Raw genomic sequence first — 13,624 nt, 5'->3', positions numbered from 1 at the left:
ATGCCTGCTGTTGCCGATACACTGACTGCCGTCGAGGCTCTTACCCAGTCCAGCTACAAATGGGGATTCGAGTCCGCGATCGAGATGGACTTCGCGCCCAAGGGGCTGAACGAGGATACCATCCGGTTGATCTCCGCCCGCAAGCAGGAGCCCGAGTGGCTGCTGGAGTGGCGCCTGAAGGCTTTCGCCGCATGGAACACCATGCAGGAGCCGACCTGGGCGAAGCCGGTGCATCCGCCGATCGACTACCAGGATGCCCACTACTACGCGGCACCGAAGAAGAAGCCGGGACCCAAGTCGCTCGACGAGGTCGATCCGGAATTGCTTGCCGTCTACGAGAAGCTCGGAATCCCGCTTAAGGAGCGTGCCATCCTGGCCGGCGTCGAGCCGGCCGAGGGCGAGGATGCCGAGCGTCCGCAGGTTGCGGTCGACGCGGTGTTCGACAGCGTTTCCGTGGCGACCACGTTCCGTACGGCGCTGGCCAAGGTGGGGGTGATCTTCTGTCCGATCAGCGAGGCGGTGCGCGAGCATCCCGAGCTGGTGCGCCAGTATCTGGGCAGCGTCGTGCCGGCAGCGGATAACTTCTATGCGGCATTGAACTCGGCGGTCTTCACCGATGGCTCGTTCGTCTACATCCCGAAGGGTGTGCGCTGCCCCATGGAGCTGTCGACCTATTTCCGGATCAATGCGCGCAATACCGGTCAGTTCGAGCGCACACTGATCATCGCCGAGGAAGGTGCGTCCGTCTCGTATCTCGAAGGCTGCACCGCGCCGATGCGCGACGAGAACCAGCTGCATGCTGCGGTCGTCGAGCTGGTCGCGTTCGACGACGCGTCGATCAAGTACTCGACGGTGCAGAACTGGTATCCGGGAAACTCGGAAGGCCTGGGTGGCATCTATAACTTCGTCACCAAGCGTGGCGCGTGCCGCGGTGCGCGTTCCAAGATTTCCTGGACCCAGGTCGAGACCGGTTCGGCGATCACCTGGAAGTATCCGTCCTGCATCCTGCAGGGCGAGGGTTCGGTCGGCGAGTTCTATTCGGTCGCGGTGACCAACAATCACCAGCAGGCCGACACCGGCACCAAGATGATCCATATCGGCAAGAACACGCGTTCGACCATCGTCGCCAAGACGATCAGCGCGGGCCAGTCCGACAGCACGTATCGCGGCCTGGTCAAGGTGATGCCGAAAGCGTCGGGCGCTCGCAATTTCACCCAGTGCGACAGCCTGCTGATCGGCGATCGCTGCGGGGCGCACACGGTGCCCTACATCGAGAATCGCAACATGACCGCGAAGATCGAACATGAGGCTACGACCTCGAAGATCTCTGAGGACCAGCTGTTCTATTGCCGCAGTCGCGGCCTGGCGGAAGAGGATGCGGTGGGCCTGATCGTGAACGGCTTCTGCAAGGACGTGTTGAAGGAGTTGCCCATGGAATTTGCCGTGGAAGCACAGAAGCTGCTGCAGATCAGCCTCGAGGGAAGCGTCGGATGAGTGCGTTCGTCAAGATCGAAGGCCTGTCCGCGACCATCGACGACCAGGGTACGCCGAAGCATATCCTGAACGGCCTCGATCTCGAGATCCCGACCGGCGAGATCCACGCGATCATGGGGCCGAACGGCTCGGGCAAGTCGACGCTGTCGTACGTGCTGGCCGGCCGCGAGGATTACACCGTGACCGGCGGTTCGGTCTCCTTTCGCGGGCAGGATCTGCTGGCGATGGAGCCGGAGGAGCGTGCGGCGGCCGGTGTGTTCCTGGCGTTCCAGGCGCCGGTCGAGCTCCCGGGCGTCAACAACGCCAACTTCCTGCGTACCGCGGTCAATGCGGTCAGGCGCGCACGTGGCGAGCCCGAGCTGGACTCGATGCAGTTCCTGAAGGCGGCACGGGCACAGGCGAAGCTGCTGTCGATGCCCGAGGACCTGCTCAAGCGGAACGTCAATGTCGGATTTTCCGGCGGCGAGAAGAAGCGCAACGAGGTGCTGCAGATGGCGATGCTGAAGCCCAGCTTCGCGATCCTCGACGAGACCGATAGCGGCCTCGACATCGATGCGTTGCGGATCGTGGCCGAGGGCGTGAAGGCGCTGCGCGCGCCGGATTTCTCGGCACTGGTCATCACGCATCACCAGCGCCTGCTGGACTATCTGGTGCCGGATCGTGTGCACGTGATGGCGAACGGCCGCATCATCCGCAGCGGCGGACCCGAGCTCGCCCATCAGCTCGAGGCGCAGGGTTACGCCGGCTTCCTCGCAGAGGCCGCATGAACGCGATCCTGCCCCTGGGGTCAGCCGAGCCGGCTGCCAATGCGGTCGGGTTCCTGGCGCATTACGAAGCAACACGCGACCGGCTTGCCGGTGATGTCTCGGCGCGGGACGAGGCGGCGAACTGGCTGCGCCGTCATGGCTTCCCCAGCCGGCGTGAAGAGGCGTGGCGCTACACCAGCCTGCGTCCGGTCTGGGACACTGCATTCGAGCAGCAGTCCGTCGACGGCGCGGCGGCCGAGCGGTTGTTCCGCGCGGTGATGACGAACGCCGGGCTCGACGTCGATGGCGAGGCGGCCTTGAAGCGCCTGGTGTTCGTCAATGGCGTCCTGTCGACTGCATTGACAACGGCATCGCGCGCGCTGTTCACGGGTCCCGAGCTTGGTGAGCCGCTGCGGCATCCGATGGTGGCCCTGAACACGATGCTGGCCACGGACGGGGCGACGATCCATGTCCCTGCCGGGGTCGATGGCGGGCGCCTGCTGATCGTGACGCTCGGACTCGGCACGGGCGGAGCGGCCGCCTTCCATCTGCGGCACCGCATTGTGCTCGAGCAGGGCGCATCGCTTTCATTGTTCGAGATCGCATCGGGCGAAGGCACTTACCTGCACGAGACCGTTTCCGATTTCAGCGTGGCGCTCGGCGCCCATGCGCGACATGTCCGACTGCAGCAGGATGCACCGGATGCATTCTCATTCTCGACCATTCGTGCGGCCGTGGCCGAACGGGGCGCCTATGACGGGTTCAACCTGGCCCTGGGCGCTTCGCTGGCGCGGCATGAAGTGCATGCGACGCTGAGCGGTCCGCACGGTGCGGTTCATGTGAATGGCGCGCAGCTGCTGGGTGGGCAGCAGGTGGCCGACCTGACCAGCGTCATTTCCCACGAGGCGCCGGACTGCATCTCGCGCCAGACCGTCAAGAACGTCCTGACCGAGCGCTCGCGCGGCGTGTTCCAGGGCAAGATCTTCGTCGCCCGGATCGCCCAGAAGACCGATGGCTACCAGATGAACCAGGCGCTGCTGCTCTCGGAGAATGCCGAGATCGACTGCAAGCCTGAACTCGAGATCTACGCCGACGACGTGAAGTGCAGCCACGGCGCCACCGCCGGCGCGCTCGACGAGGAGCAGCTTTTCTACATGCGCAGCCGTGGCGTTCCGGAAACGGAAGCGCGGTCGATCCTGGTGCGTGCATTCCTCGACGATGCGCTGGCACTGGTCGAGGACGAGCTGGTTCGTGGCGTGCTGGACCGTGCGGTCGAGCACTGGTGGGTCGGGAGGATTACATGAACGAGCTGTCGCGCACGATCCCGATCTTGCACGCCGAGGGGCCGGACCTCTCCTATCTGCGTGCGGATTTCCCGATCCTGTCCGAGACGATCCGGGGGAAGCCGTTCGTGTTCCTCGACAGCGCTGCATCGGCACAGAAGCCGAACGTGGTCATCGATGCGATGTCGCATGCCATGCGGACCCAGTATGCGAACGTGCATCGTGGCCTGCACTGGATGAGCGAGCGTACGACGGACGCCTACGAGGGCACGCGCGACAAGGTGGCACGGCTGCTGAACGCCGCGTCCCGCGAAGAGATCGTGTTCACCGGAAGCTCCACCAACGCGATCAACCTGGTCGCGCACAGCTACGGATCGCTATTGCGGCCGGGGCAGGCGGTGGTGATTTCGGAAATGGAACACCATGCCAACATCGTGCCCTGGCAGATGCTGCGTGACCGGTCCGGGATCGAGCTGCGGGTGATCCCGGTGACCGATGCGGGCGAACTCGATCTCGTGGCGTTCGAGGCGTTGCTGGCGGACCGCAAGGTCGGGCTGGTTGCCGTCACGCACATGTCGAACGTGCTTGGCACGGTCACGCCGGCGGCACGGATCGCCGAGATGACCCATGCGGCCGGCGCGAAGCTGTTGCTGGATGGATCGCAGGCGGTGGTTCATCGCCCGGTCGACGTGCAGGCACTCGGCGCCGATTTCTATTTGTTCACCGGCCACAAGCTGTATGGCCCGACCGGGATCGGCGTGCTTTGGGCCCGGCGCGAGTTGCTGGAGGCGATGCCGCCATTCCTGGGTGGCGGCGACATGATCGGCTCGGTCAGTTTCGAGCACACCACCTGGGCGGAGGTGCCGCACAAGTTCGAGGCCGGCACCCCGGCGATTATCGAGGGGATCGGGCTCGGTGCGGCGATCGACTATGTCGAAGCGATCGGGCTCGATGTCATGCAGGCGCACGAGGCGGCACTGACCCGGCATGCGCTGGCACGGCTGGCGGGGATCGAGGGTCTCCGGGTGATCGGGCAGGCGCCCGAGCGCGGCGGGGTTATCTCGTTCACCATGCAGGGTGCGCATGCGCATGACATTGCGACGTTGCTGGACCAGAACGGCATCGCGGTGCGGGCCGGAAATCATTGCGCGGAGCCGCTGATGCGCCGGATGGGCGTCAGCAGCACCGCGCGGGCAAGCTTCGGGATCTACACCACCATGGGCGAGATCGACGTCCTGGCGGACACGCTGGACCGGGTGAGGCGCTTCCTTGTCTGAGGCAGCGACCTCGTTCCGGACGGCAGCATCGCTTTACCAGGAGCTCGTCGTCGAGCGGGCAAGGCGGCCGCTGCATGCGGGCGACCTCGACCCGGCCGACGGCGCCGGTGACGGCAGCAACCCGCTCTGCGGCGACAAGGTGCGCGTGTCGGTGCGGCTCGACGCCCATCGCCAGGTTGCCGAGATCGCGCATCGAACGAGGGGTTGCGCGATCTGCGCGGCTTCGGCGGACCTGATGGCGGATAGCGTCGTGGGCCTGGACGAGCTTCGGGTCGAAGCACTGTACGGACGGCTCGATCATCTCATGCAGCAGGGCGCGGATGCGGTCGGAGCGGACGGGCGGGAGCAGCTTGGTTTGCTTCTCGCGTTCTCCGACCTACATGACTACAGGTCACGCAGGAAGTGCGCGACGTTGCCGTGGTCCGCGCTACGCGCGGCGTTCAAGTCGGCGGAGGAACCATGATGGACATGATGGTCAACCAGAACCCTGACGGGGACGAGTCGGTCGAACGGAAGCTGCCGAACTTCAATCTGGCGTCGCGTCCGGCGGACGATGTCGAGACGAAGAGTGTCGTCTCGGCCTGGACGCCGGATGGCGAAGTCGCCGGGGCGGTGAGCGAGGATGACGTGATCAGCGCAATCGCGACGGTCTATGATCCGGAAATCCCGGTGAACATCTACGAGCTCGGCCTGATCTATGCGATCGACCTGCACGAGGACGGGCGCATCAAGGTCGAGATGACCCTGACCGCGCCGGGATGTCCGAGCGCGCAGGAACTCCCGGTGCAGGTTCGCGAAGCGGTCATGACCATTCCCGGCGTGACGGCATGTGATGTCGAGACCGTGTGGGATCCGCCGTGGGATCCGAGCCGGATGAGCGACGACGCTCGCCTGTCGCTGAACATGTTCTGAGCGGAAAAGGTTAGAGCCATGAACAGCATCCAGATCGACCAGGCCGCAACCGCCGCGCCGAAGCGGCGCGCATTGCCGCCATTGATGTCCCTGTCGGATCGCGCCGCGGAGCGGCTGCAGAACCTTTATGAAACCGGGCATGCCGGGGAGCTTCTGCGCATCAGCGTCGGGACCAAGGGTTGCTCGGGCCTGTCCTATGACATGAACTGGGTCCCGGCCGCCGGACCAAGCGACGAGGTGGTGACCGACCGTGGCCAGACTGTGCTGGTCGATCGCAAGGCATCGCTGTTCCTGATCGGCACGATCATGGATTACGAGGTCAAGGACCTTTCCGCCGGGTTCGTGTTCGTCAATCCGAACGAGAAGGGCCGCTGCGGCTGCGGCGAGAGCTTCCACATCTGATCCTTTTCCGGTGAATTCGGCCGATATGGCGGGCGCTTCCTGAAGGACACGCTCTCCTCGTCGGAGGCGAGGCGGATTGCTCTGGCAGCGCAGGGGTTCGCCCAACCCCGGCCGGCCGGTCCGGTCGACCAGGGCCATTTGCGACGCGTGATCGAGCGGCTGGGACTGCACCAGATCGACAGCGTCAACGTGGTGGTGCGGGCGCACTACCTGCCGCTGTTCTCGCGACTCGGCGATTATCCACGCGAGCTGCTCGACACGGCTGCCTGGGGCCGGACACCCAGATTATTTGAATACTGGGCGCACGAAGCGTCGCTGTTGCCGCTCAATCTGCAGCCGCTGCTGCGGTGGCGTATGGTACGTGCCGAGCGTGGGCAGGGCATGTGGGGGCGGCTCATGCCCTTTGCCGGCGAGCGTCGTGGCGAGGCTGACGTGCTGCTGGCGCGGATCGCGGCCGACGGCCCGGTCGCTGCCTCGGATGTCGCGGAAACTCGGGCCAAGAGCGGCTGGTGGGAGTGGAGCGATGCCAAGCATGCGCTCGAGTGGCTGTTCTGGGCCGGTCGGATCACCACGACCATGCGGCGCGGCAGTTTCGAGCGTGTGTACGACCTGACCGAGAGGGCACTGCCACGTGCCGTTGTCGACGCGCCGACACCGGACGAGGTGGATGCGCAGCGCATGCTGATGGAGCGGTCTGCCCGGGCGCTCGGCGTCGCGACGGCGAGCGATCTGCGGGATTACTTCCGGCTCAAGCCCGACGACGCGTATCCCCGTATTCGCGAACTGGTCGATGCGGGCCGGCTGTTGCCGGTTCGGGTGCAGGGGTGGGCGCAGCAGGCCTATCTTCATGCCGACGCACGCATGCCCCGCAGCATCGTTGGGCAGGCGTTGCTGGCACCATTCGATCCGCTGATCTGGGAACGATCGCGGGCGGAACGGCTGTTCGGGGTTCGTTACCGGATTGAGATCTACACGCCCGCGGCGAAGCGCGTTCACGGCTACTACGTGCTGCCGTTCCTGATGGACGGGCGGATCGTGGCGCGTGTGGATCTGAAGGCGGACCGGCAGAACCGGGTGCTGCTGGTCCAGAGCGCGCATGCAGAACCGGATGGTCCTGCCGGCGTGGCCGAGCGTCTGATGGCCGAACTGGTGCTGGCGGCACGGTGGCTTGGACTAGATCACGTCGCGATCATCGGCTCAGGCGACCTCTGCAAATCGCTCCGTAATGTGCTGATCTTATAGAATTCGGGGTTTGGGGCCTACGGCTCCAACGGGTCCAGGGCAGCGCCCTGACCTTACCGCGGCGGTCTCACCAGCGGCCCACGTCGGGTCGCGATGGTCTTGGTGAACAGGCTGACGCTCTCCGCCCGGGCCGACCATAGAAACTGATCGATCACCGTAACCTGCTGCAGCTTGTATCCGGCGTCGGCGAGGAGCTTGGCGTCCTGCGCGAGGGCGGTCGGGTTGCAGCTCACGTAAATGATGTTCGGCACGCCGGAGGTCGCAAGTTCGCGCGCCTGGGCGCCGGCGCCTGAATGCGGTGGGTCGAGTACGATTGCGGTGGCACCGGCGAAGTCGCGCGCCATAACCGGCTGGCGGTTGAGATCGCGCAGATGCACCTCGACCCGCCGCCCGGCTCCGGCGGTACGAAGGCAACCGACCGACAGGGGATTGCCCTCGTAGGCGATTACCCGGGCCCTTTCCGATAGCGGGAAGCTGATGGTGCCGCAGCCGGCATAGAGTTCGACCACGCGCGCGCTGCGTGGGAGGCGTGCGGGGAGTGCAGCCAGCACCGCATCGGTGATCGCATGCTCCCCTTCGATGGTCGCCTGCAGAAATGTACCGGTCGGTGGGGAGAGGGTGGCGCCGCTGAAGCTGTGGGTTGCCGGAGCGATGCTGCAGATCGTTTCGGGGACGGCGCGGCCGCCTTCGAGTTGCCAGGCGATACGCGGCACGCCGTTCGTCAACGCGAACTCGGCCAGGATGGTGCGGTCGCGCGGCACCAGCGGCGCATCGGACGACAGCAGGATGTCCGGGCCGCTATCGAGCAGGTTCACACTGGCCGATCCGATGCGGCGGAGCCCCTGCAGGCGGGTGAGCACGGCCTGGAGCGGGGCGATCAGCGTAAACAGTTGCGGGATCAGGACGTGGCACTCGGTCAGTGCGATGACCTCGTCGCTGCCTCGCACGTGCAGGCCGACAATGACGCCGTCCGGACCACGACGCACAGCCATATCCATCCGGCGCCGGGTGCGCGGCGGGCTCTGCGTGGCCTTGATACCGGCGGGGACGGTGAAGCCTGCATTGCGCAGTGCGTCGCCGACCAGGCCGGTCTTCCAGGATAGCAATGCGGCCCGGTCGAGGTGCTGCAGCACGCAGCCGCCGCATTCGAAGAACAGGCTGCAGGGAGGCACCACACGGTCGGGGCTTGGCGACAGGATCTCGGTTGCGGTCGCGCGACCGCGGCCGATGGTGCGTGCGGACACCGTCTCGCCGCCGAGCGCGTAGCGGACATGGACGGGTGCGCCGCGCTCGCGGGAGACGCCGTCACCTTCGATGCCGAGGCTGTCGATCCGGGCGGTGAAGGACGGGTTCGCCATGGGATCGGGGGGCGACCTCATGGCGTCCGGCACGTGATCAGTCCCGGCCAAGCGCCGGTGCTGGGTAATCCTGCTCCATGTCCACCGGATCGGGTCTGCGGGCCCGGGTCGGCAGCAGCATGAAGGCGGGGACTTCGTCTCCGAAGCCGGTCACGGCCGGGCCGAGATCGTCCGGACGATGACGCTGATCGCGACGGCCGTCCTGCGGCTTGGCATCGTGGCCACGATCGGGACGACGTTCTGCCGACTGCCGGTCGTTGGACGGCCGATCGCTGGCTTGCCGCTCGTTCTGGGGCCGATCGTTTTGGGGCCGGCGGTCGCTGCGGGCTTCGGCCGCCTGCGGCTGCGCCTGACGGGCGGGCTGGCGCTCGACCGGACGATCGGTCTCGGCGGGACGCGTGCGCGCGCGGTCGGGTTCGCGGCGATGCTCTTTTGCCTCGGGGGCGACCTTCGGCTGGTCTTCGGCGCGTTTCTCGGTATGGCGATTGTCCGGGCGCCTCTCCGGCGTACGGCCTCTGCCCCCGCGACCGCCACGGCGGCCATCGTCCTCCGACCATGCGGCGGTGTTGATCCCCTCGACCTCGAGAGGCGGGATCGACTGGCCGGTCAGCTTCTCGATCGCGGCGACGAAACCGCGGTCGTGCGGGGTTGCCAGAGTGTAGGCATGCCCGGACCGGCCGGCGCGGCCGGTGCGGCCGGTGCGATGGACATAATCCTCGGCATGGATCGGCACGTCGAAGTTGAAGACGTGGCTCAACCCGCCGATGTCGATGCCACGGGCCGCCACATCGCTGCAGACCAGCAGCTTGATCTCGCCGAGCTTAAACTTCTCGAGCGTGGAAGTGCGGACGCTTTGCGGCAGGTCGCCGTGCAGCGCGCCGGCGGAGAAGCCGTGCTTGACGAGCGATTTGTAGAGGATGTCGACGTCGCGCTTGCGGTTGCAGAAGATCAGCGCGTTCGAGACGTTCTCGGCGCGGATCAGCTTGCGGAGCGCCTTGCGCTTGTCGACGTCCTCGACGATGGCCAGGCCGGCAACGATCAGGGCGGCGACCGTGGAGGGCCGGCTGACGGTGATTTCCTTGGGATTCTGCAGGAAGGCATCGGCGAGGCGACGAATCTCCGGCGCCATCGTTGCCGAGAAGAACAGCGTCTGGCGGTTCGGCGACAGCAGCGTGACGATGCGCTCGACGTCGGGAATGAAGCCCATGTCCAGCATGCGGTCGGCCTCGTCGATGACCAGCGTCTTGGTCTGGGTCATCAGCAGGCCGCCGCGCTCGAACAGGTCGAGCAGCCGTCCGGGGGTGGCGATCAGGACATCGACGCCGGCGTTGAGGGCGGCCTTCTGGTCCTGCATGCTCTCGCCGCCGATCAGGAGGGCGTGGGTGAGCTTGGTATACTTGCCGTACATCACGAAGTTCTCGGCAACCTGCAGCGCGAGTTCGCGGGTCGGCTCGAGGATCAGCGAGCGCGGCATCCGGGCGCGGGCGCGGGACCCGGACAGGATGTCGAGCAGTGGCAAGGTGAAGCTGGCGGTCTTGCCGGTTCCGGTCTGGGCAACGCCGAGGACGTCGCGACCCATCAGCACGTAGGGGATCGCCTGTGCCTGGATCGGGGTCGGGTGGCGGTACCCCATCTCCTCGATCGCACGCTGGATCGGCTCAGACAGGCCGAGCGAAGAGAACAACGGCAGTGCCTCGGCTTCGGTCACCGGAGGAACGACGATGATCGCATCGGGGGCGCGGTGGTCACCGGCATCGCCCGGAGGAACCGTGGCGGCATCTTCCGGAACGACAGCGGGCGCCTCGTCAGCAACGTCAGCCGGCGGCGCGACAAAACCTGCGCCGGCGACGTGCAGCGGTGCGGACGTGAGGTCGAGCGACTCGGCTTCGACGGGAGTGTCCGTAGTCGGTGCTGCAGGGGCTTCGGTCAGCTCGGGTATAGCCAGCTGTTCCGGCTCGGCGGCCGGCGTGTCGCCGAGGACTGGCGACGGGACCTCCGGCGCGTCCGGGATTGCCTCCGTCACGAGCTCTGGCGAGGTCTCGACAGGACGATCTGCCGCTTTCACGCGCTTGGAAGGAGCCCGCTTCCGCGGTGCCTTCCGCTTGGGAGCAGCGTCGTCCAGGGTCGGGTCAGCGGTCTGACCTTCAGTCGTGCCGGTTATGGTGTCGCTCAAAACTTTCTCGAACCTGTCAGTTTGCGGAACAAGGGATGTTGCCGCTTGGAGCCGGCCGCGGATGCGGCGGACAGGTCGGCGGGTCTCTTGACGGCCCGGCTGAGTTGCCGTTGTTACAACGACCGCCAGCATCATGAACCCGAAGACTCGCTCGTCTGCAGGTTGGGCCGTGCTGCGTATCCCTATATGGCCTCGTAAAGTCAAGCTTCCAGCCGTCGCCACAACAGCCGGGTCGTTTCGATCCGGTGCTCATTGGCGTCCCCGTGGGAACCCCTGATTATGGGTTCCGTTCAACGGACGCCTATTAGACCAAGGGGTTGAATTTGCCGTATTCCCCACTTCCGATCGAGGATTATGGCCTCATCGGCGACTGTGCCAGTTGTGCCCTGGTAGGCCGCAACGGGTCGATCGACTGGCTGTGCTGGCCGCGCTTCGACAGCGCGGCGTGCATCGCCGCCCTGGTCGGAACCGAAGAGAACGGTCGCTGGCTCGTGGCGCCGGTCGAGTTCGTCACCAGCAAGCGGGCCTATCGCGATAGCGGAATGGTCCTGGAGACGATCTTCGAGACCCGGACCGGGCGCGTCGCCCTGATCGACTTCATGCCGATCGACGCGGCGGCGCCTACGATCGTCCGGATCGTTGAGGGCCGTGGCGGCCAGGTCGAGATGACCAACAAGCTCAAGCTGCGGTTCGACTACGGGACATCCATACCTTGGGTAACGCGCCTGCCGGATGAGGCGGGGATCACCGCCATCGCCGGTCCGGCGCTCGTGGTACTGCGGACCGAGGTGCCGCTCGAGGGCGAGGATATGCGGACGGTCTCGAACTTCACCGTCAAGGAGGGCGAGCGTTTCACCTTCGTCATGAGCTACGGTCCGTCGCATTTGCCGGCACCGGCGGCGATCGATGTCGACCAGGCACTGAGCCACACGCTGACGTACTGGGAGGAATGGGCCGGCCGGTGTGCCTATGACGGTCCGCATAGCCATGCGGTGAAGCGGTCCCTGGTGACGCTCAAGGCCCTGACCTTCGCGGAGACCGGGGGCATCGTCGCCGCTCCCACGACCTCGCTGCCGGAGCAGATCGGTGGCGGCCGGAACTGGGACTACCGGTTCTGCTGGCTTCGCGACGCGACCCTGACCCTGGTCGCGATGATGGCCGGTGGTTACTACGACGAGGCGCGACGCTGGCGTGATTGGCTGCACCGCAGCGTCGCCGGCAGTCCGGAACAGCTGCAGATCATGTACGGCATCGCCGGCGAGCGGCAGCTCATGGAGTGGGAAGTGCCGTGGCTTGTCGGCTACGAGGGCTCGGTTCCGGTCCGGGTCGGTAACGCGGCGGCAGGCCAGCTGCAGCTCGACGTGTATGGAGAAGTCATCAGCGCGCTGCATCTGGCGCGGCGCGAGAATCTCCGCCAGGCAAATTATGGCTGGTCGTTGCAGCTCGGGTTGCTGGAGCACCTGGAGACGATCTGGAAGGAGCCGGACGAGGGGATGTGGGAGGTCCGCGGCGGACGCAAGCAGTTCACCGTGTCCAAGGCGTTCTGCTGGATGGCGTTCGATCGCTCGATCAAGGACATCGAGGACTACGACCTGCCCGGGCCGGTCGAGCGATGGCGCGCGGTTCGCGACGAGATCCACGCGATGATCTGCAGCGAGGGGTTCAACAAGGAGAAGAACAGCTTCACCCAGTCGTTCGGCACCGATGCGCTCGATGCAGGGCTGCTGCTGCTACCGGTGATCGGGTTCCTCCCGGGCGACGACCCACGTATTCTGGGCACGGTCGAGGCGGTGGAGCGCGAGCTGCTGGTCGACGGGTTTGTGCTGCGCTACCGCACCGACGAGACAGCGGACGGGCTCAGCGGGGGCGAAGGCGCGTTCCTCGCCTGCAGCTTCTGGCTGGTGGACAGCTACGTCGTGCTCGGACGCTATGCCGAGGCGGAGGCACTGTTCGACCGCCTGGTCGGGTTGTCGAACGACCTCGGCCTGCTGGCCGAGGAATACGATCCGCATCTGCGACGCCAGGTCGGCAACTTCCCGCAGGCATTCTCGCACGTGGCCCTGGTCAGTGCCGCCGTGCATCTACGCAACCGCAAGGTGCCAGTCCGTGGAGAAATGGAGGAGGCCGCCTGACGGACGGCGGCTCCCCCCGGGGGCAGTACCTAGAAGTTGTGTCCCAGCGATGCGATCACGACGACCACGATGCCGAGCAGCAGGTTCATGCTGACCATGGACCTGATCTTGTCGAAGGTTGCAGGCTGGGGACGGAGTGCCCGACGCGCTTTCCGGAACGGCCCGAAGAACGTGTAGACAAAGATCAGCGCCATCACGACGCCGATGCCCTGCATCGCCTGGATGTGCCAGTCCGGATTGGCGAAGCCGCCGAGCCGGCCGACGTACATGGCCCAGCCGGTAATCAGCATCAGCGGCATGGCGTGCCAGACCATGAGAAAGAAGCGCTTGAGGGTCTGCAGGCTGACCGAGTTCCGCTGGTTCTGGTCGAGCAGGCTGAGGCTGGGGCGCAGCACCAGCAGGGTGTAGGCGGAGCCGCCTAGCCAGATCGCCATGCCGAGCAGATGGATGGCGAGCACGAGGCCCCATAGAGCCGTGCCTCCTGAAGAGACGGAACCGTCGGTCATCATCTCGGTGTTCACGGTCGGGGTCATGCCGGTCGGCCTCGTTGCTTTGCAATGCGTCGCGTGCTGATCGCGTTTCCGACGCGTTGATGCAAGCCGGGA

Annotated in this window: 12 protein-coding genes; 9 read left to right on the top strand and 3 right to left on the bottom strand. The window is 65.9% G+C overall.

What is annotated here, in order from left to right; translation table 11 throughout:
• The 8 genes from sufB (at nt 1) to HN018_RS11240 (ending at nt 7,356) form a co-directional block, all read left to right on the top strand.
• On the top strand, nt 1–1,494 hold the full coding sequence (sufB, locus tag HN018_RS11275; protein WP_171835483.1) for a Fe-S cluster assembly protein SufB: 1,494 nt from the start codon (nt 1–3) through the stop codon (nt 1,492–1,494).
• Nucleotides 1,491–2,261, top strand: a complete 771-nt coding sequence (sufC, locus tag HN018_RS11270) for a Fe-S cluster assembly ATPase SufC (protein ID WP_171835482.1) — start codon at nt 1,491–1,493, stop codon at nt 2,259–2,261. The genes sufB and sufC overlap by 4 nt, the downstream gene beginning before the upstream one ends.
• Entirely contained in the window at nt 2,258–3,544 is a 1,287-nt protein-coding gene (gene sufD / locus HN018_RS11265; protein ID WP_171835481.1) for a Fe-S cluster assembly protein SufD, read from the top strand. Before sufC ends, sufD begins: the two co-directional genes overlap by 4 nt.
• Nucleotides 3,541–4,800, top strand: a complete 1,260-nt coding sequence (locus HN018_RS11260) for a cysteine desulfurase (RefSeq protein ID WP_171835480.1) — start codon at nt 3,541–3,543, stop codon at nt 4,798–4,800. The genes sufD and HN018_RS11260 overlap by 4 nt, the downstream gene beginning before the upstream one ends.
• On the top strand, nt 4,793–5,263 hold the full coding sequence (sufU, locus tag HN018_RS11255) for a Fe-S cluster assembly sulfur transfer protein SufU (RefSeq protein ID WP_171835479.1): 471 nt from the start codon (nt 4,793–4,795) through the stop codon (nt 5,261–5,263). Before HN018_RS11260 ends, sufU begins: the two co-directional genes overlap by 8 nt.
• Nucleotides 5,260–5,712 (top strand): SUF system Fe-S cluster assembly protein, encoded by a 453-nt coding sequence (locus HN018_RS11250; RefSeq protein ID WP_408886712.1) that lies wholly within the window; start codon nt 5,260–5,262, stop codon nt 5,710–5,712. The genes sufU and HN018_RS11250 overlap by 4 nt, the downstream gene beginning before the upstream one ends.
• Nucleotides 5,713–5,730: 18 nt before the next feature.
• Entirely contained in the window at nt 5,731–6,114 is a 384-nt protein-coding gene (locus HN018_RS11245) for a HesB/IscA family protein (protein WP_171835478.1), read from the top strand.
• A gap of 147 nt (nt 6,115–6,261) precedes the next feature.
• Entirely contained in the window at nt 6,262–7,356 is a 1,095-nt protein-coding gene (locus tag HN018_RS11240) for a winged helix-turn-helix domain-containing protein (protein ID WP_239479285.1), read from the top strand.
• Nucleotides 7,357–7,409: 53 nt separating this feature from the next.
• Here the strand turns inward: HN018_RS11240 and HN018_RS11235 are convergent, their stop codons facing one another.
• Together HN018_RS11235 and HN018_RS11230 are read right to left on the bottom strand one after the other, a co-directional pair.
• Nucleotides 7,410–8,735 carry a class I SAM-dependent RNA methyltransferase gene (locus HN018_RS11235; protein ID WP_239478603.1) on the bottom strand — a complete coding sequence of 442 codons (1,326 nt, stop codon included), beginning with the start codon at nt 8,733–8,735 and terminating at the stop codon, nt 7,410–7,412.
• Between the two features lie 16 nt (nt 8,736–8,751).
• The gene (locus HN018_RS11230) at nt 8,752–10,293 is read right to left on the bottom strand and encodes a DEAD/DEAH box helicase (protein ID WP_408886796.1); all 1,542 of its coding nucleotides are present in this window, start codon (nt 10,291–10,293) and stop codon (nt 8,752–8,754) included.
• 917 nt (nt 10,294–11,210) lie between these two features.
• On the opposite strand from HN018_RS11230, the gene HN018_RS11225 reads away from it, so the two are divergent.
• Nucleotides 11,211–13,019: a glycoside hydrolase family 15 protein gene (locus tag HN018_RS11225; RefSeq protein WP_204259511.1), complete on the top strand. Its 1,809-nt coding sequence runs from the start codon at nt 11,211–11,213 to the stop codon at nt 13,017–13,019.
• A 29-nt stretch (nt 13,020–13,048) separates the two neighbouring features.
• Here the strand turns inward: HN018_RS11225 and HN018_RS11220 are convergent, their stop codons facing one another.
• Entirely contained in the window at nt 13,049–13,552 is a 504-nt protein-coding gene (locus HN018_RS11220; protein WP_239478600.1) for a CopD family protein, read from the bottom strand.
• Nucleotides 13,553–13,624: the final 72 nt, after the last annotated feature.

The organism is Lichenicola cladoniae, assembly GCF_013201075.1.
Lineage (GTDB): Bacteria > Pseudomonadota > Alphaproteobacteria > Acetobacterales > Acetobacteraceae > Lichenicola > Lichenicola cladoniae.
This window is presented reverse-complemented; position numbering and strand designations above follow the sequence as displayed.

Coding starts and splice junctions, on each gene's coding strand:
- sufB (WP_171835483.1), top strand. CDS start 1: ATGCCTGCTGTTGCCGATACACTGACTGCCGTCGAGGCTCTTACCCAG.
- sufD (WP_171835481.1), top strand. CDS start 2,258: ATGAACGCGATCCTGCCCCTGGGGTCAGCCGAGCCGGCTGCCAATGCG.
- HN018_RS11230 (WP_408886796.1), bottom strand. CDS start 10,293: ATGGGTCGCGACGTCCTCGGCGTTGCCCAGACCGGAACCGGCAAGACC.
- sufC (WP_171835482.1), top strand. CDS start 1,491: ATGAGTGCGTTCGTCAAGATCGAAGGCCTGTCCGCGACCATCGACGAC.
- HN018_RS11220 (WP_239478600.1), bottom strand. CDS start 13,552: ATGACCCCGACCGTGAACACCGAGATGATGACCGACGGTTCCGTCTCT.
- HN018_RS11235 (WP_239478603.1), bottom strand. CDS start 8,735: ATGAGGTCGCCCCCCGATCCCATGGCGAACCCGTCCTTCACCGCCCGG.
- HN018_RS11245 (WP_171835478.1), top strand. CDS start 5,731: ATGAACAGCATCCAGATCGACCAGGCCGCAACCGCCGCGCCGAAGCGG.
- HN018_RS11250 (WP_408886712.1), top strand. CDS start 5,260: ATGATGGACATGATGGTCAACCAGAACCCTGACGGGGACGAGTCGGTC.
- HN018_RS11260 (WP_171835480.1), top strand. CDS start 3,541: ATGAACGAGCTGTCGCGCACGATCCCGATCTTGCACGCCGAGGGGCCG.